The organism is Alphaproteobacteria bacterium (assembly GCA_016722515.1).
Taxonomy (GTDB): Bacteria; Pseudomonadota; Alphaproteobacteria; order Rickettsiales; family JADKJE01; genus JADKJE01.
Genome location: JADKJE010000002.1, coordinates 1 through 20,878 on the forward strand (window position 1 = coordinate 1; position 20,878 = coordinate 20,878).

The window sequence follows — 20,878 nt, forward strand, 5'->3', positions numbered from 1 at the left end:
GGTTCCTTAGGCATTCGTATCCCCGATCATAGCGAAGCTTCGGCACTCCTTAAACAATGGGGTAAACCATTGGTAGCAACAAGCATTAACCTCTCCGGCCAGCCACCGCTGAATGATCCCGAAGCGATTTGCAAAACATTTCCTACAGTGGAAACCGTCTTTTCATCTGCTTATCCCCTCTCTAAACAGGCGTCCACCGTGATCGACTTGACCACGGACACTCTTAAAATGGTGCGAGAAGGCAACCTTAGCTTTGATACACTTATCAGCGTCCTTGGTCGTGCCGCTCCTGGGGAGTAAGCGCCTGGATAGTTAAAGCATGAAGCTTTTGCGCCAGTAAGTCTTTAATGCATCATCCACCGCACAGCTGGTGGCGTTTCGCCCGCTTCAAAGCCCCCAAGTCAGGCGAGAAACAATGACCACTCGAAAATGCGTGCCGCCCATTTTAGCATCAGCGTTATGGCCAGCATGCTCCGCAGAAAAATCTTCAATTTCCAGCTGCTGGACATTGATAGATTTGCGTAAAGAGAAATTAATATCGGTGTTACGTATCATACCATCCTTATAACATAAAGCCTGACAAAGCAAAACAGGGAATTCCTCAACCTAGAGTTTTATTATAGCCCTCATGATAAAATCTGCACTAACACGAAACCAGAGAACGAAAAAATCTATATATTTTAGTATGTTAACTAACTTTTGTATTGAAATTAATATCTATTTGTATTATAAATAGTGAACAGAATTTAACACTCGTGATGGAAAAGCTATGACAAAACTAAAAAAGCCTGTCAGAAAATTTAGTAGAAATATCTCAATTAATGACATCGATAGAGAAATCGGCCGACGCATTCAAGAACTGCGTATGGCCAAAGGTCTTTCGCGTCAACAATTGGCTGATAAGGTAGGTGTTACCCATCAACAATTGCAGAAATACGAAAAAGGATCCAATCGCATTGCAGCGAGTCGCCTGGCCGCCATTTCATCGTCACTTGGAGTTGAAGTGCGCTATTTCTTTGAGAATCATGCAGACGGTAATACCGTTATTCCTGATGAACATCAACGCATGTGTCTAGAAGTTGCACGCAATTTCATGCGTATTCGCAAACCGCTTTATCAAGACGCAGTCAATGCGTTGATTCGAATTTTGGCTGAGGCTTAAACACACATAAACGCTATGCGCCATAAAAAAAGCCAGGATTAGTATCCTGGCTTTTTTATTATGTATACCCTCGCACGTCGAGTGTTGCTAGTCGTCTTTTTTCATGCTATCGATTTTTTCTTTCACATTTTTTTTAACCGACTTAGCATCATCTTTGACTTCCTTTTTAACATCTTCATATTTGTCCTTTACGTCCTTCTTCACGTCGTCTTTTGCAGTGGCATCATCGGAAGCTTCATCTCTATGGAAGATTTCATTGATTTCTTGTTCTGTCATTTTCAATGTATCTTTCATATATTCTTTTGCTTTAGCAATCGATTCTTTAATCAGATTCATCAAGCGATGTTCTTTCTCGCGATCCACCTGTTTTTCTCTCAGCACAGCATGTAATTTTGCGACATCCGCACCCGGATACATTTGCTGTTCCATGATATTAAGCTGATCTTTTACATCTACCATATCCTGATTCATCATCAAAAACTGATAATGAAGATATCCTAATGTACCCACAAACAACATTATCCCTACCCATACTTTACTCATAGTTCCTCCCATTTTTCTTAAAAATACTTCTAATAAATGATATTACTACATAATGATTAACAATCATTAAATGGTCTTGGTTTTTCTTAAAAAGAAGTTAAAATGAAACCGATAGAGACAATGTCCCAAACAAGTGGACTGCGTTTTCTAGGCATTCTTTTACAGGTAACCTTCTTCATGCGTGTTATATTAAGCCGCTTCCTTTTATTAATCATTGCCCTACTCATGGCAGCCTGCGTCCTGGCCGACCATTTTACAGCCAGTCTGCACCGCATTCCACTATCGCTGTTGCTCGGCAGCACCCTACTAAGCGGTTTTTTGGCAGGACGATCGTTTCACCTGTTAAAGCGCACTTCATCGCAACATAAGAATCGCCGCCAAATTACCTATCAACAAATTATACGCACAGAACAAGAGATCGTCGATTGGATGATCACGTATGTTCCACAACAACAGGCCTTTGTTAGCAAGCGTCACTTATTTTCCAGGAAATAAACCTATGACTTTCGTCAAAATTTGTGGGCTTTCAACCCGCCAGAGCGTTGAGGTCGCCTGTAATGCAGGCGCTGATTACGTAGGTTTTGTTTTTTTTCCTCGCTCCCCCAGAAACATCTCCTACGAACAAGCAGCCATACTGGCACGCTTATTGCCTCCCTCGACTCCATCCGTTGCGGTTATGGTTAATCCTGACGATGTCCAGTTGCTTACTATGAAATCGATTTTTGAACCAGATTTTATCCAACTTCATGGCAACGAATCCCCTGAGCGCCTAAACCATATACGCGCTTTAACGGGCTGCCAAATCATCAAAGCCTTACCCATTGCCGCAAAAAGTGATCTGAAAAATATAGACCTCTTTGATAAAGCTGCCGACATCGTATTACTGGATGCCAAAACACCCTCAGGGACACTTCCTGGAGGCATGGGCCTGTCTTTTGACTGGAACTTACTGAAAAATAGTACGCCTTCGATTCCGTGGATGCTCTCCGGTGGGTTAAATGCTGACAATGTGAAAGAAGCCCTGCTCCTCACCGATGCCCCTGCTGTTGACGTCTCTTCGGGGGTTGAAAGTTCACCCGGCATCAAGGATTTATCAAAAATAAAAGCATTTATTGCGGCAGTTAAGGCATAATTTCTGCTGGCGTTTTGATGGTTTATACCTATAATAAGCCCATGCCAAAACAGACCTTAACCACACCCTATCATCAACCTGACGCTAACGGCCATTTTGGTGCCTTCGGCGGTCGTTACGTTGCCGAAACACTCATGCCCCTAATTCTTGAGGTAGACAAAGCCTACGCCAAGATTAAAAATGACCCGCTTTTTCATAAAGAACTGGAGCATTATAACCGCCACTTTACCGGCAGGCCCAGCCCACTTTATTATGCAAAACGACTAACCGACTTTTTAGGCGGGGCTAAAATTTACTTTAAACGAGATGAGCTTAACCATACGGGCGCCCATAAAATCAATCACTGCCTCGGACAAATCCTGTTGGCAAAAGCTATGGGCAAAAAACGCATCATTGCCGAAACGGGTGCAGGTCAGCATGGCGTTGCCACGGCCACCGTATGCGCCTTGTTTAATATGGAATGCGTTATTTTCATGGGCGCTAAAGATGTCGAACGGCAAAAACCCAATGTATTCCGCATGAAACTTTTAGGAGCCCAGGTAGAAAGTGTTGCATCTGGGACTGCTACGTTGAAAGATGCCATGAATGAGGCATTACGTCACTGGGTGTCGCGCGTTGAAGACACCTATTATCTCATTGGCACCGCAGCAGGCCCTCATCCATATCCGATGATGGTACGCGACTTCCAGTCGATCATCGGCAAAGAAGTCCGCACGCAGATGAATGAATTAGAAGGCCGACTTCCCGATACGCTGGTTGCCTGTATTGGCGGCGGCTCAAATGCCCTGGGACTCTTTTATCCTTTTATCGATGACTCCACGGTGAAAATGATTGGCGTAGAAGCCGCAGGAAAAGGATTAGATAATCAAGAACATGCCGCTTCCATTAACCAGGGCCGCCTGGGTGTGCTACATGGCAATGCTTCTTATTACCTTCAAGATGAATATGGACAAATTCAAGACACTCATTCGATTTCAGCCGGCCTTGATTATCCAGGAATTGGCCCTGAACACGCCTACTTACATGAATGTGGACGCGTTGAATATGCCACAGCAACCGATGACCAGGCATTAGATGCTTTTCAAAAATGTTCTCGTCTGGAAGGTATTATTCCGGCTCTGGAACCAAGCCATGCCTTAGCGCATGTTATTAAAATTGCACCAACCCTACCCAAAGACCACCTACTGGTCGTCAATGTCTGCGGCAGGGGTGACAAAGATATTTTCACGGTCGCTAACGCTTTAGGGATTACACTCTCATGAACCGGATTGAAACCTGTTTTTCCCAACTCAAACAACAAGGTCGCCCTGGCCTTATCACCTTTACCATGGCAGGAGACCCTTCATTTGATGTTTCTTTAGAGATTATCAAAACTCTTGCAAAAGCAGGGTCGGACATGATCGAAATCGGCATGCCGTTTTCTGACCCAGCAGCCGATGGGCCAACCATACAATTAGCCGGGCAACGAGCACTTAAGCAAGGCATTAATCTTCATCATGTACTGAATTTAGTGAGTGCTTTCCGCAGTGAAAACGCTACCACTCCTTTAATTTTGATGGGGTATTACAATCCGATCCTTAGCTATGGTGTAGAGCCATTCGTGCGCGATGCAGCAGCGGCGGGTGCAGATGGATTTATTGTTGTTGATGTGCCACCAGAAGAAGATCATGAGCTTTTCAACGCATGTAGAGAATATGGTCTGCACTTAATTAAATTAGTAACACCAACCACAGATGAAAAACGCCTTGAAGTGATTTTGCCTCATGCGGGCGGATTTTTATATTATGTGTCAATTGCTGGCATTACCGGCACTAAAATTGCCTCGACCGAATCCATTGAACGCGCTGTCCAGCATTTCAAACACCATACAACGTTGCCGGTTGCCGTTGGCTTTGGCATTAAAGGCCCGCATCAAGCCCTTGCCCTTAAAAATGCCGCCGATGCCGTGGTGGTTGGCTCTGCATTGGTTGCGTTTATTGAACAGAATCTTGCTTCACCGCAAAAAGCCATCCAACCCATAGAAGAATTGGTTCAATCTATTGCTGCCGCACTCGCGTAACAAACAATAGCCTAAATAATAAAGATGTCCGTTGTGCTTAGGTGGGTATAGCCAATCAGCGTGACTTGGTTTCCTACCCCCCAATCGATGACCGTATCACTGCCAACCACCGTACTATGGCTTATCACCGTTGATGCACTTCCATAAACGGCACTGCTGACCCAAAGATGATCACCAGAAACAAAATCCTGAACTGTATCGATGCCACTCTCGGTGGAAAAGACAAAATTGTCATTACCTGTACCACCTACCAAGATATCATTGCCTTTATCACCAGCAATCGTATCAACGCCAGTACCGGCATTGAGACTGTCGTTGCCCTGACCGCCATGGATATCATCATTGTCATCGCCACCCAAAATAGTGTCATTACCTTGATTGCCATTCATCACATCACGACCGGCTCCACCTAACATGGAATCATTCTGGTCTCCACCATTGATGGTATCATTGCCTAAATCCCCACTTAAACTATCGGCGCCTAGCTGACCTTCTAGATCATCATTATCTTTTCCGCCCCAAATAGTATCATTATCATCTCCACCAAAGAGAACATCATTGCCCATATTTCCTTGAAGAAAATCACGTCCGGCATCGCCAAACAATTGATCATTTTGTTCATTTCCCATCAGGCTATCATTCGCACCACCACCATGGAGAATATTGGCTAACTCATTACCATGGATCGTATCATTCCCGTTTCCTGCCGTAGCATTTTCAATATTAGCACCAAGTGCCATCCACATATGGTTTGCACCTATGCTGGTCACGTTGTTAATACTGGCCCGCAAATCAATCGTGGCACCCAGGCTATACGCACTGGCATCCAGTGTATCATTGCCACCACCATCCCATAAACAAGAACCCGCCGCGTTACTATCCAGTACATACGTGTCGTTGCCGGAATGGTAGGATGTATTGGCTCCGTAAAGAAATTGAATTGCCGCAACATCATAAATCATGGGTGTACTGGGAAATAAAACACTATTTGTATAAGTACCATCAAAATATGACATCACCGAATGATCGCTGTTATCTTCAGCAGCCGATAAAAATGGGGGAGACGTTGTTCCACCATAATGCCCCGGATGGTCAAGGCCAAGCGCATGGCCGATTTCGTGCATTTCCGTCAAGAAGCCGGAGTTCCCTGCAGTATAGCCCGTTTCATCAACATCCATTCGGATATCAACGCCTAGAATGGTTGTTCCCGAAATAGTATAGCTAGTTACTCCAAGGGTCGAGCCACCCAATTGGGATTGAGCAAATAAAATATCGGCATTTCCGCCTTGATTGCTGTCATCCACCACAAACGTGATGTTCGCTACATTTGACCACAACGCCATTGAAGCAAGTGCTGCCGATTGCTGGTTTGTCGTAAGTGGCGTGCCGCTAATAAAAGGCGAACTCACAAAACTATAACTGACCGTGGCAGGAGCGCCGGTTGTTCCTGTCCATGAAATACTGTCCATTAACGCATCAACGTAATAGGGTCCATCAAAAAATCCCATGGCGCACTCCTTCCTTCTTCATGTATGATCATAACGAAAGAAGATTGAAAAACCTTAAATAAACAACACTAACCTATTTAAAAGGAACACAAGCCGAGCCTGTTCTTGACGCGCTTACCGGCAATGCAACCCATTTAACTTCACCCCCCCCTTTCGTCCACCCCTTCGCCTTGAGGGGCAGACGAAACCAGGAACAATGACCGTTTTAAATAAGCATAAAATCACTATTTGTCAGGCCATGTGTAACGCCAATTAGGGTAATGATGTTACCATTACCCAAATTAATATCAGCGCCGGTGCTATTATAACTGATATCATGCATGATCATATCGATGCTGTTTACCAGCTGCGAAGAAATTTCTATCACATCACCTAACGCGAAACCAGCTCCGGCGAAATCCTGAATATAATCATGGCCTCCATCGGCGTTATTAAAGACAAAATAATCATTCCCGGCTTCACCAAATAAGGTATCTCCACCCTTATCGCCATACAAAAAATCAATACCGTCACCCCCATGAAGCATATCATTTCCCTGACCACCGAATACGGTATCATTGCCGATATCGCCATAGAGTATATCATTACCCGTATTCCCCTGAAGGAAGTCATTGTCTTTACCTCCACGAAGGAAATCATTCCCATCGCCTCCTAAAAGAGAATCATTGCCCGCATTTCCTTGCAGACTATCATTACCTATGCCACCCGAAAGGGTATCATTCCCCTCATTACCTGAAATCGTATCATTACCGGCATTTCCAGAAAGGCTATTATTGAGGCTATTCCCATTAATAAGATCATTTCCTGCCCCTGAAGTAGCATTTTCGATATTAGCCCCAAATGCACACCACACAGCTGATTGTCCCAGATGATTAACGTTATCCTTACCTTCACGCAGGTCTAGGACGCTATCGCCTAAATAGCTGGAAGCATCCAATGAATCAACACCATTACCATCCCACAGAGCATAGGCAGCTTTATGACCATCCATCACATACGTATCGTTACCACTGTGATAATTATGATTGGCCCCATATAAAAATTGCATGGCCGCAATATCATAAAGCATAGGTCCTGTTGGATTGATATCGTTATAATGCGTATAGGTTCCATTATAATACGACATCACGGTAAGGTCTGTACTATCTTCTGCCACAGGTGCAAATGGTGGGGTTTCACCTTGACCATAATTGCCAGGATGATCAAAACCAAGCGCGTGGCCGACTTCATGAAGCATGGTAAGATAACCAGAACCTCCTGGCGTAAACCCTGTTTCCTGGATATCAATCGCCACATCCGCAAAAGCGAGCTTATTATTGCCATAGCTATAGCGTGTTGTTTCACCTAATACATATGGCGGAAGGTCTTCCTTACCATATAAAATATTAGCGGACGCACCATTATGGAGATTGTTTTCGGTAAAGGTGATATTGGCAACATTAGCCCAGGCCTGCATGGCCGCAATCGCTGAGGTCTTTTGCTCGGACGTAAACGCACTCATGCTGTCTCCTGCCATATCAGCAAATGAAAAGCTGACATCAGCAGATTTACCAGCCGTTCCTGTCCATGAATAGCCACTCATCAAGTATGAAGCCGGAGTTGGCGCAGTAGGAAAAGTCATAAAAAATCCTTTTAATTCAATCGATTAATACAAAAATGATTAATAAAAACAAACATCAGCGGACTGAATTGTATCATCCCCATTGTATATAGCAATTGAATTTTGTAATTTCATCAACTTTTTATGAAAGCCCCATGAAGAATGCCTATTTTACGTAACTCTTCCCTCATTGTGACATTGCGCATTCATGATGATTTACCCCTATATTCACCTTTAATAATAGGTTTCTTGCATAATTGACCTGTTCAGAAAATTGAAGTGCTTTATCTGTTTCTGTGGCAAAGGCTACCCGTGCAGTCATGGCCAGAGGATCCATTCCAAAACCGCTTCCAGCAACAACACTCACATTAGCCACAAATAACAGAAAATTACAAGCATCCACATCTGTTTCGATAATTTTTTTATCAAGCTCAGCGTGTAAGTCTTCTATCACTAGACCATTGAAGCTGCGTACCGATTGCGGCATAACCTTACCCTGAAGATCTGATAATTCAATAAAGGTAAAAAATCCACCGGCAGGCTTAGACAATTGCCTAAACCCAGCCTTAGGAATTTCCTCCGACATAATTTGAGATAAATCCCAGTATGCCTTTAGGCGATTTGATCTCTCAAGCGCCTGCTGCTTATTCTCAGATTCAGAACCGAGGCCTAATTCGGCTTGTAATGTCCTCCATAAACTTGCCTGCTCCCGTTTAGAAACAGAGGTAATCATATGAAGCTGAAGGGTAGAAAGCATCTTTGGGATATCACATTTTTCATTCGTCCGGGGGTCGACTACATCACTGCCATCAACATAGGTTGCAAAACGCGGAGCCCACATAAAACCACATCGTGCTCCAGGATCACCGGTAAGTCCCTTGGAATTTGAAAATACACACATCGTCCGTCTGGCCAAATCAGGGGCAACCGTCAGTAGTTCCGGCATTCCGCTCGTGTCCGCTTCCCAAAGCGATGTAGTGTCATTATAGCTAATTCCCAGGTTGGGATCGGTCGCCAAATCCGCATAGGTTAAATCGGAGATTATCCAAGTGTCTGGAAAGGCTCTTAATACGTCGGCAAACGCCGACATTTCGGTCGCAGTTAGCGCTACACCCGTTGGATTACAAATATTATTAAAAATAATCGCTTTTGGCTGATGCTCTCCCAGCATTTTTCTTAACGCTTCAGAGTCTGGCTTATAACCAGTTGTATGGGTAGGTAACTTTAGAATGGTGGCCCCATCCACATTTTGGTCTATATGGCCTCCATAGGCTGCAAAATAAGGCACAAAAAGCAAAATCTTATCCCCAGTATTAATAAGACATTTAATTGCTAACGTTAGGCCACACGATGCACCTGCGGTTATAACAATATTACTATAATCCGTTATCTCCTTCAGTTGCGGAAAGTGTCCTACTACATAAGCGGCAGCATCCGTTCTTATTTCCCTCTCTCCTATTTCACTACTATAACCTCTACGCGCAGCAATAGCATTCATAGGCTTCAATGACTGATCGTAAAATGAGGGCGGTAAATGCGGCTGTCCAATGCTAAATTTATTTACTGGAGGCAAGTTGGCGGATATTAATTTCTGATCTAAAATACCTTGTGCATCAAACATCGCTCGAATGGCATTACGTTTAACCAACGCGCGCTCTGCAAATGGAAACCTATATCCTGGTTTAAAACCTTCATGTTGACGATTGCTCTGTGGACCACCAACCTTATTTACCCACTGGCTTGCTTTAGACATAAAACCTCTATTTCATTTAGAGCTTTTATAATCCAAGAAAAAAAAATTCGCAACACATTGAAAGTTAAATAATATTAACGTCTTGGACGGAGCATAAAGCAAAAAGCAGCGATGTGTTTAGATCAGGGTGAAGAGTGGTTTCACAATATGATTAGTCTGAAGGTATTCAATAAATTCGATTATCGGCAACGCGACAAACCAACTTAACGCATCTCCAAACGCTTTCTTAATAAAGTGTGGACTCATTAACACCGTTTCTGGAGCCGTATATAAAGAAAACTTAGGAAAAAAGCGCGGAGTCGTTTGCATATAATCAATATACGCTTGCCCAAATTTTTCTTTTAGGAACACTTCTTCGCGCTTAACAAGAAGATGGTACATCCATAAAAAGAAAAGAGGCACAGCAAGAATAATAACCAGATGATTAGAAATAAAGGCAATGCCCGTAACACCCAAAAGTGAAAAACAATACAGTGGATTCCTCACAACTGAAAAAGGTCCATAATGAATGAGTTCAGCATTTTTAAAGCCCCCTAAAAATGCACTGGTATAAACGCGTCCTAAGGCACAAACGGTTATCAGTCCATAGCCAATAAGATCGAGAGCATCATGCAAGGGGCTCTCAGTATCATCCCATGTTTTCGAGAAAATAACTAAGAAAAAAACAACAATGATTGCTAATTTTGAGTGAAGCATCCGCTTCTTATTCAGCGCTTTGGCCATAATATTCCCTCATGTTAAAGTCACTAACACAAACAGCCGGCCAGATTTTTTTGATAATCTGAAATAAAAAAAACACTTGGTAAGCCTGGCAGCGACCTACTCTCCCGCGTCTTAAGACGAAGTACCATCGGCGCATAAGGGTTTCACGTTCGAGTTCGAAATGGGATCGGGTGTGTCACCTTAGCTAGAACTACCAGGCTAACCAAGTGTTTTGATTAGCTGAGCGTGAAGAAAATTCTAAGTTTATTCCTAATGTGGGGTATAAACTTTAATCTGCATATGAAACTCATAATCTCAGATTAAAGCGATTAAACCAATCAGATTATTAGTACTGGTAAGCTTAACGCATTACTGCGCTTACACACCCAGCCTATCAACGTGGTGGTCTACCACGATCTTAATGGGGAAATCTAGTTTTGAGGGAGGCTTCCCGCTTAGATGCTTTCAGCGGTTATCCCGACCGTACATAGCTACCCTGCTGTGCCACTGGCGTGACAACAGGTGCACCAGAGGTACGTCCACCTCGGTCCTCTCGTACTAAAGGCAGATCCTCTCAAATTTCCTACACCCACGGCAGATAGGGACCGAACTGTCTCGCGACGTTCTGAACCCAGCTCACGTACCACTTTAATTGGCGAACAGCCAAACCCTTGGGACCTGCTCCAGCCCCAGGATGTGATGAGCCGACATCGAGGTGCCAAACGATTCCGTCGATATGAACTCTTGGGAATCATCAGCCTGTTATCCCCGGCGTACCTTTTATCCGTTGAGCGATGGCCCTTCCATACAGAACCACCGGATCACTAAGACCGACTTTCGTCTCTGCTCGGAATGTACTCCTCGCAGTCAGGCAAGCTTATGCCTTTGCACTCTAAAAGCTGATTTCTGACCAGCCTGAGCTTACCTTCGCGCGCCTCCGTTACGATTTGGGAGGCGACCGCCCCAGTCAAACTACCCACCATGCAGGGTCCCAGTCCCAGTTTCATGGGACGTGGTTAGATATCAAAAATAAATAGGGTGGTATTTCAAGGTTGGCTCCACAATGGCTGGCGCCACTGATTCATAGCCTCCCACCTATCCTACACAACTATCTCTAATATCACTGCAAAGTTGTAGTAAAGGTGCACGGGGTCTTTCCGTCTAACCGCGGGTACTCCGCATCTTCACGGAGAATTCAATTTCGCTGAGCCGATGCTGGAGACAGTGGGGAAGTCGTTACGCCATTCGTGCGGGTCGGAACTTACCCGACAAGGAATTTCGCTACCTTAGGACCGTCATAGTTACGGCCGCCGTTCACCGGGGCTTCAATTCAGAGCTTGCACTCCTCCTTTTAACCTTCCGGCACTGGGCAGGCGTCAGACCATATACATCATCTTAAATGATTTTGCATAGCCCTGTGTTTTTGTTAAACAGTCGCTACCCCCTGCTCTGTGCCACCCACACTTGGTTGCCCAAATGCAGGCCACTCTTCTTCCGAAGTTACGAGTGCAATTTGCCGAGTTCCTTCAGCATCGTTCTCTCAAGCGCCTTGGTATACTCTACCAGTCCACCTGTGTCGGTTTCGGGTACGGTCTATACGTGGGAGCTATTTCCTGGAACCCCTTCATAGCATGTGCAATCCAATAAGCACACACAATATACGGGATCCGTCACTACCCACAGGTCTAGGAATATTAACCTAGTTCCCATCGACTACGCCTTTCGGCCTCGCCTTAGGGGCCGACTAACCCTGCGCAGATTAACTTTACGCAGGAACCCTTGGACTTTCGGCGAAAGTGTTTCTCACACTTTTTGTCGCTACTCATGTCAGCATTCTCACTTCTGATACCTCCAGCATACCTCGCGGTACACCTTCACAGGCTTACAGAACGCTCCGCTACCACTCAGGAATTCACGCGGAATTCCTGAATCCGCATCTTCGGTACATGACTTTAGCCCCGTTACATCTTAGGCGCAAGGTAGCTTGATTAGATCAGTGAGCTATTACGCTTTCTTTAAAGGATGGCTGCTTCTAAGCCAACCTCCTGACTGTCATGGCTTCCTCACATCCTTTCACACTTAGTCATGATTTGGGGACCTTAGATGGCGGTCTGGGCTCTTCCCCTCTCGACCACGGACCTTAGCACCCATGGTCTGCCTGCCGTACTATACTCTTCGGTATTCGGAGTTTGGTTAGGTTTGGTAAGTCTTTGGGACCCCCTAGCCCATCCAGTGCTCTACCCCCGAGGGTAAACATACGACGCTCTACCTAAATAGATTTCGCGGAGAACCAGCTATTTCCGAGTTTGATTGGCCTTTCACCCTAACCACAGGTCATCCCGTACCTTTTCAACGGTAATGAGTTCGATCCTCCAGCGCATGTTACTGCGCCTTCAATCTGCCCATGGCTAGATCACACGGTTTCGGGTCTAATCCGTCTAACTTAACGCCCATTTAAGACTCGCTTTCGCTACGCCTACACCTAACGGCTTAAGCTTGCTAGACAGACTAAGTCGCTGACCCATTATACAAGAGGTACGCAGTCAGGGATCAATGTCCCCTCCTACTGCTTGTAAGCATTTGGTTTCAGGTTCTATTTCACTCCCCTTATCGGGGTTCTTTTCACCTTTCCCTCACGGTACTTGTGCACTATCGGTCATTAGAGAGTACTTAGGCTTGGAAGATGGTCCTCCCACGTTCAGACAGGGTTTCACGTGCCCCGCCTTACTCAAGGACCTAAGGTTATTTACCTGTACAAGGCTATCACTTTCTTTGGCCAGACTTTCCATTCTGTTCCAGTTATCCACCTTAGGCCACTGGCCTGTTCCGCGTTCGCTCGTCACTACTAACGGAGTCTCGTTTGATGTCCTTTCCTCCAGCTACTTAGATATTTCAGTTCACTGGGTTTGCTCCCAGACACTATGTATTCATGTCAGGGTACCTGATAAACAGGTGGGTTCCCCCATTCAGATATCCTCGGATCAACGATTGCTCGCATCTCCCCGAGGCTTTTCGCAGCGTGCCACGTCTTTCATCGCCTTCTAATGCCAAGGCATCCACCAAATGCCCTTATTATGTTCAATCGACACTTGAGATTATGGCTCATATGCAGAGTAAAATTTATACTCGCGGAGTTTGTTATTATTTCAAACAAACTTTTTTTAATTGTTAGGAAAAACAATAGAATTTTCTTCACTATTCAAACAGCTCCACACTTTCAATTTCAGTTCAGTGCGGGTTAATATGTATACCCAACTCTTTCCCCACTGTCAACAGCTAAAAGCGATTTTTTTTGATTTTTTTTGATTTTTTTTCAAAACTCATTATATTTCAAATGGTTATTTTTTGACCCTCACTACAGAAAAAGGGCTGATCCGCGCAAAATTGAATAAAAAAACTAAAAATTCTGATTTATAGGGCGAATTTCAGCCTTTTGCAGCAGATCACTGATCAACATATTAACTGGAATGATCTGTGTAGGCTTACTTACATTAGCCAATTCCAAAGCCTCTCTAACCGAATGGGCTTCAACAGTAATAAATTTCCCAGAAGCATCATAGACACGAAACTGGTGGTCATTCTTATTGACCAACTCCATTTTAGCTAAAGGCAATTGCTGAAATCCATATATATCTGTGTCCATCGTCGGAGCCCTCAACCTCATTATATGGCTTCATGTTACACACGGGTGGTTGATATTTGGCTAATATTATGGAGTTTAATATGTAAATGTGAGGAGGAGTGCCTTGCACCCCCACCACCGTTTCTTTTGCCCTGCCCCCTAATAAAAGGGGAGCTAGGAAGTCACCCCCCCCGCTCCCCACCAGCACTTGTCTGGGCAAAACAAGTAAATTGACAAAGCGTGCTGTTTTTAATCGAACTTAAACAAATCAAGACTGATATCAACACTAGGCGTAGAGTGGGTTAAGCGACCTACTGAGATAAAGTTAACACCGGTTTCAGCAATTTGCTTAACGGTTTTAAGAGTCACATTACCTGAAGCTTCTACAGGTACCCGGCCTTTTACCATACGGCAAGCGAGCTCCATCTGTTCCACAGACATATTATCCAACATAATCATATCAGCTTTAACATCGAGAGCTTCTTGAACCTGCTCAAGGGTTTCACATTCCACCTCAATACGAGCCATCACCGAAGAAGCCGCGCGCGCGCGATTCACCGCCTCTTTAACCCCTCCAGCAATCACGATATGATTGTCTTTAATCAACACACCATCGTCAAGACGGTAGCGATGGTTAGCCCCTCCACCAACCTTAACAGAATATTTCTCTAGCATTCTGAGGATAGGGGTCGTTTTTCGAGTATCAAGAATCGTAGCATGCGTCCCCGAAACGGCATCAACATATTGCCTAGTTAAAGTAGAAATAGCACACATGTGCTGGAGCAGATTAATAGCCACCCGCTCTGCGGCTAAAATAGCCCTTGCATAGCCCTCGCCCGACACTAGTATTTGCCCACTTTCGGCATATTCGCCTTCATTTTTATGGATATCGATGATGATATCCGGCTGAATCTTTTGGAACACACGGATAATCACCGTCAAGCCGCTCACAATAAGCGGTCGCTTATTGACAATATTAAATTTTGCACGCTCATCTTCAGGGACAACGGCATTGGATGTTACATCCCCACGCCCGATATCTTCTATTAATGCCTGATCCAATAACGGATCAATTTCACGGAAATCCAGTTGCATCGAAAGCCTCTATAATGGTATTACTATCAAGCCCGCTATACTATCTTTATCGGCATCTTTAATCAATCTCATTTTAGGAATAACCATGCTGTGGACCGACATTTATGATATCGCAATTGCCCTGGAGGAAAAATACCCACAGGTCGACAACCTCAATTTAAGATTTACTGATCTATATCAATGGGTTATGGACCTAGAAGACTTTAGTGACGATCCCAATCGGTGCAATGAAAAAATCCTAGAAGCCATTCAGCTGGCATGGATAGACGAACGGGAATAACCGCTTTCATTTTATGGGTCTGTTAACGTTTAGGTATTAGCCTTTTGGGATGTACTGTTAATGTCGTCTCAACCAGGTCTCTGTATGCGCCTTTTTCATAAATCCTCTTGTTTTCCATTAGTCGCTTTTCTTGCTTTCCTACTGAGCTGTGGAAGTTTAAATCCATCCCAGGCTTATGCCGTTGCTGAATTTTCTAAAAATCGCATAGAAGACCAAGGGGATTCCGCTATAGCCATAGCACTTGCTGAACTGCTTCATGCCGGACGATTAGTTATATCCGACCAGCAGATCATCATAAATGACCCCCAAAAAGGGGATAAAGGGCTTGATAGTTCGGTCGTGACAGACAAAATCAGCGATCAGTTTTCTGTTATCTCAGGGTATGAAATGGATAAGCTTGATCATGGATCGGTTCTTTACTTTCAACTAGACAGCCTCTTACTGACCATGAAAGAAACCATCGATAAAAACCTTCCCCATATTAACAAAAAGGAAGTCGCCTATAAAGAATTTGGCCCGGACGAGTTTACCAAAGCAGTAGCGAAAGCCTTTGCTGCTAAAACGAAGGACAATGTCGAGATCCATATCACCAATTCCTATTCTTCACTCAGAAGTTTCTGGAACCGGCCCGATAAATGGGAAAAATATGCCATTGAAAAACGTATTCAAGGCGCCCTCTATCCAAAGGGAAAGCCGGTTGTTGACCATTTAAAAGATGGCAGCAAACACATCGTGCGTGTGGCATATCCGGAATATTATGCACAATCGTGCCTACTATGCCACGGGTCACCTAAGGCTGAGAAAGATATTACGGGAACCAAGCGCGAAGGCAAACGGCCCGAAGATTTTGCGGGCATCATAACGGTAACCATCGTCAAAGACAGCCTTACAACACACTAGCTTATTGACCCAGAAAAATCCATTTGGTGTCGGTCGATTGTACCGCATCATACCGATAACCTTCTTCAGCAAAATCTTTAAGCGCCTCCTGGTGTGTGAGCTGATGTCTACAGATATAACTGGCCATTAACCCTCTGGCGTATTTAGCATGTAACCCTACGACCTGATAAACACCTTTAACCTTATTCCTGAATTCAATATCGATTTTTGCTGCTATGAGCGCTTTGGGGCTCACTACTTTGGCATATTCCAGCGAGGCAAGATTAATGATGACCTTGTCCTCCTTTTGTTGTTTTTCTAGATCGCCATTGATAGCAAGCGTCACTCCATCACCCCAAAATTGATAGAGGTCTTTGCCACGTTTTGTTTTGAGTTTAGTGCCCATTTCAAGTCGATAAGGCATCATCAGGTCAAGCGGCCGCAATAGGCCATAAAATCCTGATAAAATACGCAGATGTGCCTGCGCAAACAACAATTGCTCATACGACCATTCAGACGCTTTTAATCCTGCGTACACATCACCATTAAAAGCATAAATCGCCTGTTTAGCCTCAGTTTCTGGAAAAGGAACGTTAAAAGCCTTAAAGCGTTCGACATTCACGGTCGCAATTTTTTCGCTTACGCCCATCAATTCCTGTAAATCTTTTACTTTTTTGCGTTTTAGCTCAGAGGCCAGCGAGGATGTTTCCTTCAAAAAATCCGGCAATGTATGATCTTTAAACGGAGCCTGCTGGTGATAATCCAGTGTTTTAGCCGGTGACAGTAGTACGAGCATGCTGGTCGCCCCCCCGCAACTCCTGGTAAAGTTGGATAATATTAGCAGCCGTTTCTTCAACTGAACGTCTGGTCACATCAATAACCGGACATTTTAATTTGGCAAATAATTTCCGTGCTTCACCAATTTCCTTGTTCACTTCTTCATTATCCACATAGGACGTATTTTCAAATTCCTTCAGTGCAAGCAATCGGTTTTTACGGATTTGAATCAAACGGTCTGGACTGATCGTTAGTCCGATAATCAACGGTTTTTTTAATTTCAAGATTTCATCGGGAAAAGAAATACCCGAGACAAAAGGCACATTGGCCGCCCGATACCCACGATAGGCCAGATACACACACGTAGGCGATTTAGACGTACGCGAAACCCCTATCAACACCACATCAGCTTCGTCCAGGTCCCAAACCGCCTGACCATCATCATGCGCCAACGTGTAATTGATTGCCTCTACCCGCGAGAAATATTTTTCTCCCAATTCATGTTGTTTTCCAGGTTGTTGTTTAATTTTTACCCCAAAAAATGCCGACAAATCCGAAAGCACCCTGGCCAGCACCGGAATACAGGTAATGCCTTTTTCAAGACAGGCTCCCGCCAGATGTTCACGTAATTCTTTTTCTACCAGCGTATACATCACCAATTCATCACCATCTTCAATCATCGTCAAAATATGATCCAGCTGTTTGGTGGTGCGGATAAGTGGCCATAAATGTTCTTCCACTTCAATCCCATCAAATTGGGCAAGCGTGGCTCGTGCGACCGAGCTTACTGTTTCACCGGTAGAATCAGAAATAAGATGGATATTTATTTTGCGCATAAAATTACGTCGTCTTCTCTTAAGATTTTGGTTACTCTCGTTTGGCATACTGTGACACACGCGAAAAAGGATATCACGATTATGAGCACGACCAAAATCATTTCTAGCAAGAAGTCAAAACTTGATATCACCCCACAGATCAAAGCCGATTGCCACGCACTTTCGACCTTCCCCACCCTGTGTTATCAGGCACGTCACGAAGGGGTTGACGACATGAACAAAGAATTAAGTGCTATTATCCGTGAATTAGAACAACAAGGGCGTGAAGCCAAATACCCTAATTCGGTCAAAGAAGGATTCCATTCCACCAGTGATTTTTTTACGATTGATCGCCCTGCCGTTAAACAATTCCACGCGCTGCTGGTTAAAAATCTCCAGCATTATCTTCGGCAATACTGGTCATCGGAAAGCTCTCTTCCTTTGGCTGATTTGGGTGATCTCAAATTACAGCTTTGGGGCTGGTCGCTCATTTTGAGAGAAGGGAGTATCAGCGCTCCACACATGCACCCGCATTGCATGGTAAGCGGTGTGTATTACCCCGAAATCCCCGATGATCTCAATACCTCTAAAAATGCAGGATGCTTTATCCTGTGCGACCCCCGCCCACGCGCCGCTGTGGTTCCACTGAAAGGGCAAGGCAACACCTTGGTCATCAAACCTGAAACCGGATTGTTATTAATGTTCCCAAGTTACATGGAACATTATGTTATGCCCTTTAAAGGGACATCTGAACGTTTATCCATCGCCTTTAATGTCGATCTACCGCTACACGCTAAAGGCTAATGTGCCCTCTCGTTACGCCAGAGATTTTCTGGGGTCAAATGCATCTCTGACCGCTTCGCCAATAAACACTAGCAAACTCAACATGAGCGCAAGGACAGCAAAGCCAGTAATCCCTAGCCAGGGAGCTTGAATATTTTCTTTTCCCTGGGACAGGATCTCACCCAGCGAGGGCGAACCTACGGGCATTCCCAAACCTAAGAAATCCAGTGCCGTTAACGTCGTAATGGCGCCACTTAAAATAAACGGCAGATAGGTCAATGTGGCCACCACCGCATTGGGCAAGACATGCCGCACCATAATTCGTCCTGATTTCACTCCCAATGCTCTTGCTGCTTTAACATAATCAAAATTACGTGCCCGCAAAAATTCTGCGCGCACCACTCCAACCAAGCTCATCCAGCTAAATAACAACATAATGCCAAGCAGCCACCAAAAGCCAGGGGCTACAAAACTTGAAAGAATCAACAACGCGTATAATACCGGCAAACCCGACCAGATTTCCATAAAACGCTGGAAGGATAAATCCACCCAACCGCCATAAAATCCTTGAATCGCTCCAGCAAATAAACCAACTAGGGAGCTAACGAGGGTAAGGATCAAACCAAACAACACTGAAATTCTAAATCCATAAATTAAACGCGCCAGGAGATCGCGCCCCTGATCATCGGTCCCTAACCAATTTTGCGCGCTAGGCGGTGTTGGCGCAGGTTTAGGCAACGCATAATTAATGGTCTGATAGCTGTAAGGAATAATCGGCGAAATCATCCAGCCATGCTCCTTGATCAGCGCCTTGACGGCAGGATCCTGATAATTGGCTTCTGTTTCAAATTCGCCGCCAAACGTGGTTTCAGCATAGGTTTTAACAATAGGGAAATAAAATGTTCCCTCATAATACACCATGGCAGGTTTATCATTTGCAATCAGCTCTGCCACCAGCGCCAAACCAAACAAACAGACAAACACCCATAGGCTTATCATGCCGCGACGGTTGGATCTAAAGGCAGCGATTCGACGCTGTGTCAGTGGAGAAAATTTCATACGCGACTCTTATGCCCTGCTTTCAAAATCAATACGCGGATCAACAACCCTGTACATTAAATCACCCAGTAAATTGCTTAACAAGCCTATCAATGTATAGATAAACAATGTGGCAAACACCACCGGATAATCGCGATTAATCACCGATTCATAGCCTAGCAGCCCTAAGCCATCGAGCGAAAAAATCACTTCAATCATCAAGGCCCCGGTAAACAAGGCAGCAATTAAGGCTGAAGGAAAACCAGCAATCACAATCAACATCGCATTACGAAAGACATGGTGATATAAAATGCGCTTTTCCGTCAATCCTTTTGCCCTGGCTGTCACCACGTAAGCTTTGCCTATCTCATCCATAAACGAATTTTTGGTCAGCATTGCCAGCGTAGCAAAACCGCCAATCACAATGGCCATCACCGGTAGGGCAATATGCCAGATGAGGTCCAGTATTTTCATCCCCAACCCCATTTGATGCCAGCCTTCAGACGTAAGCCCGCGCAGCGGGAATATCTGCCAAAAACTGCCCCCAGCAAACAGCACAATGAGTAACAACGCAAATAAGAAGCTTGGAATCGCATAGGCTACCGTGGTCACCACCGTGCTCCATACATCAAAACGGCTGCCATCGCGCAGGGCCTTGGCAATACCCAGTGGAATTGCAATCAGGTAAATAAGCAAGGTACTGCTCATGCCAATAGAGATCGAAACAGGTAATTTTTCTTTGATCAAGGCGATCACCGACGTGTCACGATAAAAACTCTGACCAAAATCAAATTGGGCATAGCCTTTCAACATCTTCCAAAACCGCTCTGAAGCTGGCTTATCAAACCCATACATTTTTTGCAGTTCGGCGATTAATTCAGGATCAATTCCCTGCCTACCGCGATAGGTATCATTCACGGATTGCACTTGTACCGAAGGTGCAGACGACGAGTCCGAACTGGCTCCCGAAATATGTGCTGATGCTCCATCATTATGCCCCTTCATGATTGAAATTGCCCTTTCTATGGGGCCTCCAGGAGCGATCTGGACAATTACGAAATTTAGTATCATGATACCCAGCAGCGTTGGTATCATTAACAGCAGTCGTTTAACTACATACTGGAACATCA

General features: G+C 44.6%; 20 protein-coding genes, 2 rRNA genes and 1 pseudogene. 9 read left to right on the plus strand and 14 right to left on the minus strand.

Annotated elements, in window-relative coordinates:
* A partial coding sequence (locus tag IPP74_04760) for a Sua5/YciO/YrdC/YwlC family protein (GenBank protein MBL0318589.1) occupies nucleotides 1–300 on the plus strand: 300 nt, incomplete at its 5' end.
* A 52-nt stretch (nucleotides 301–352) separates the two neighbouring features.
* On the opposite strand, the pseudogene IPP74_04765 reads toward IPP74_04760, so the two are convergent.
* A pseudogene (locus tag IPP74_04765) lies at nucleotides 353–555 on the minus strand (BolA/IbaG family iron-sulfur metabolism protein).
* A 214-nt stretch (nucleotides 556–769) separates the two neighbouring features.
* Between IPP74_04765 and IPP74_04770 the strand changes: the two are divergent.
* The gene (locus tag IPP74_04770) at nucleotides 770–1,162 is read left to right on the plus strand and encodes a helix-turn-helix transcriptional regulator (protein MBL0318590.1); all 393 of its coding nucleotides are present in this window, start codon (nucleotides 770–772) and stop codon (nucleotides 1,160–1,162) included.
* Between the two features lie 87 nt (nucleotides 1,163–1,249).
* On the opposite strand, the gene IPP74_04775 is transcribed toward IPP74_04770, so the two are convergent.
* On the minus strand, nucleotides 1,250–1,705 hold the full coding sequence (locus IPP74_04775) for a hypothetical protein (GenBank protein ID MBL0318591.1): 456 nt from the start codon (nucleotides 1,703–1,705) through the stop codon (nucleotides 1,250–1,252).
* A 102-nt stretch (nucleotides 1,706–1,807) separates the two neighbouring features.
* Here IPP74_04775 and IPP74_04780 point away from each other — a divergent pair, with 102 nt between their 5' ends.
* The 4 genes from IPP74_04780 to IPP74_04795 are packed head-to-tail and all read left to right on the plus strand — an operon-like array spanning nucleotide 1,808 to nucleotide 4,896.
* Nucleotides 1,808–2,200, plus strand: a complete 393-nt coding sequence (locus IPP74_04780; GenBank protein MBL0318592.1) for a hypothetical protein — start codon at nucleotides 1,808–1,810, stop codon at nucleotides 2,198–2,200.
* A 4-nt stretch (nucleotides 2,201–2,204) separates the two neighbouring features.
* On the plus strand, nucleotides 2,205–2,837 hold the full coding sequence (locus IPP74_04785; GenBank protein ID MBL0318593.1) for a phosphoribosylanthranilate isomerase: 633 nt from the start codon (nucleotides 2,205–2,207) through the stop codon (nucleotides 2,835–2,837).
* Between the two features lie 41 nt (nucleotides 2,838–2,878).
* The gene (trpB, locus tag IPP74_04790; GenBank protein ID MBL0318594.1) at nucleotides 2,879–4,099 is read left to right on the plus strand and encodes a tryptophan synthase subunit beta; all 1,221 of its coding nucleotides are present in this window, start codon (nucleotides 2,879–2,881) and stop codon (nucleotides 4,097–4,099) included.
* Nucleotides 4,096–4,896, plus strand: a complete 801-nt coding sequence (locus IPP74_04795) for a tryptophan synthase subunit alpha (GenBank protein ID MBL0318595.1) — start codon at nucleotides 4,096–4,098, stop codon at nucleotides 4,894–4,896. Before trpB ends, IPP74_04795 begins: the two co-directional genes overlap by 4 nt.
* 11 nt (nucleotides 4,897–4,907) lie before the next feature.
* Here IPP74_04795 and IPP74_04800 read toward each other — a convergent pair whose 3' ends face one another.
* From IPP74_04800 to nadC, 8 genes are all read right to left on the minus strand, one after another.
* Nucleotides 4,908–6,404: a M10 family metallopeptidase C-terminal domain-containing protein gene (locus IPP74_04800; GenBank protein ID MBL0318596.1), complete on the minus strand. Its 1,497-nt coding sequence runs from the start codon at nucleotides 6,402–6,404 to the stop codon at nucleotides 4,908–4,910.
* Nucleotides 6,405–6,609: 205 nt separating this feature from the next.
* A complete protein-coding gene (locus tag IPP74_04805; protein MBL0318597.1) occupies nucleotides 6,610–8,025 on the minus strand; it encodes a hypothetical protein in 1,416 nt (471 codons plus the stop codon).
* Nucleotides 8,026–8,191: 166 nt separating this feature from the next.
* On the minus strand, nucleotides 8,192–9,757 hold the full coding sequence (locus IPP74_04810; protein MBL0318598.1) for a pyridoxal phosphate-dependent aminotransferase: 1,566 nt from the start codon (nucleotides 9,755–9,757) through the stop codon (nucleotides 8,192–8,194).
* A 117-nt stretch (nucleotides 9,758–9,874) separates the two neighbouring features.
* Complete coding sequence (locus IPP74_04815) at nucleotides 9,875–10,453, minus strand: isoprenylcysteine carboxylmethyltransferase family protein (GenBank protein ID MBL0318599.1); 579 nt, start codon at nucleotides 10,451–10,453, stop codon at nucleotides 9,875–9,877.
* Between the two features lie 110 nt (nucleotides 10,454–10,563).
* A 5S ribosomal RNA gene (gene rrf, locus IPP74_04820) occupies nucleotides 10,564–10,678 on the minus strand.
* A 106-nt stretch (nucleotides 10,679–10,784) separates the two neighbouring features.
* Nucleotides 10,785–13,543, minus strand: a 23S ribosomal RNA gene (locus IPP74_04825).
* Nucleotides 13,544–13,856: 313 nt separating this feature from the next.
* A complete protein-coding gene (locus IPP74_04830) occupies nucleotides 13,857–14,102 on the minus strand; it encodes a hypothetical protein (protein ID MBL0318600.1) in 246 nt (81 codons plus the stop codon).
* 228 nt (nucleotides 14,103–14,330) lie between these two features.
* Complete coding sequence (nadC, locus tag IPP74_04835) at nucleotides 14,331–15,176, minus strand: carboxylating nicotinate-nucleotide diphosphorylase (GenBank protein ID MBL0318601.1); 846 nt, start codon at nucleotides 15,174–15,176, stop codon at nucleotides 14,331–14,333.
* Nucleotides 15,177–15,261: 85 nt separating this feature from the next.
* Here nadC and iscX point away from each other — a divergent pair, with 85 nt between their 5' ends.
* Nucleotides 15,262–15,456 (plus strand): Fe-S cluster assembly protein IscX, encoded by a 195-nt coding sequence (gene iscX, locus IPP74_04840; GenBank protein ID MBL0318602.1) that lies wholly within the window; start codon nucleotides 15,262–15,264, stop codon nucleotides 15,454–15,456.
* Nucleotides 15,457–15,540: 84 nt separating this feature from the next.
* A complete protein-coding gene (locus tag IPP74_04845; protein MBL0318603.1) occupies nucleotides 15,541–16,356 on the plus strand; it encodes a DUF3365 domain-containing protein in 816 nt (271 codons plus the stop codon).
* 1 nt (nucleotide 16,357) lies between these two features.
* Here the strand turns inward: IPP74_04845 and yaaA are convergent, their stop codons facing one another.
* Entirely contained in the window at nucleotides 16,358–17,131 is a 774-nt protein-coding gene (yaaA, locus tag IPP74_04850) for a peroxide stress protein YaaA (GenBank protein MBL0318604.1), read from the minus strand.
* The gene (locus tag IPP74_04855) at nucleotides 17,106–17,948 is read right to left on the minus strand and encodes a kinase/pyrophosphorylase (protein ID MBL0318605.1); all 843 of its coding nucleotides are present in this window, start codon (nucleotides 17,946–17,948) and stop codon (nucleotides 17,106–17,108) included. Before IPP74_04855 ends, yaaA begins: the two co-directional genes overlap by 26 nt.
* 81 nt (nucleotides 17,949–18,029) lie before the next feature.
* Between IPP74_04855 and IPP74_04860 the strand changes: the two genes are divergently transcribed.
* Nucleotides 18,030–18,731: a hypothetical protein gene (locus IPP74_04860; protein MBL0318606.1), complete on the plus strand. Its 702-nt coding sequence runs from the start codon at nucleotides 18,030–18,032 to the stop codon at nucleotides 18,729–18,731.
* Nucleotides 18,732–18,743: 12 nt separating this feature from the next.
* On the opposite strand, the gene IPP74_04865 is transcribed toward IPP74_04860, so the two are convergent.
* Both IPP74_04865 and yejB read right to left on the minus strand, forming a co-directional pair.
* Nucleotides 18,744–19,769, minus strand: coding sequence for an ABC transporter permease (locus IPP74_04865; GenBank protein ID MBL0318607.1), 1,026 nt, complete (start codon nucleotides 19,767–19,769; stop codon nucleotides 18,744–18,746).
* 9 nt (nucleotides 19,770–19,778) lie between these two features.
* On the minus strand, nucleotides 19,779–20,876 hold the full coding sequence (yejB, locus tag IPP74_04870) for a microcin C ABC transporter permease YejB (protein MBL0318608.1): 1,098 nt from the start codon (nucleotides 20,874–20,876) through the stop codon (nucleotides 19,779–19,781).
* Between the last annotated feature and the right edge of the window lie 2 nt (nucleotides 20,877–20,878).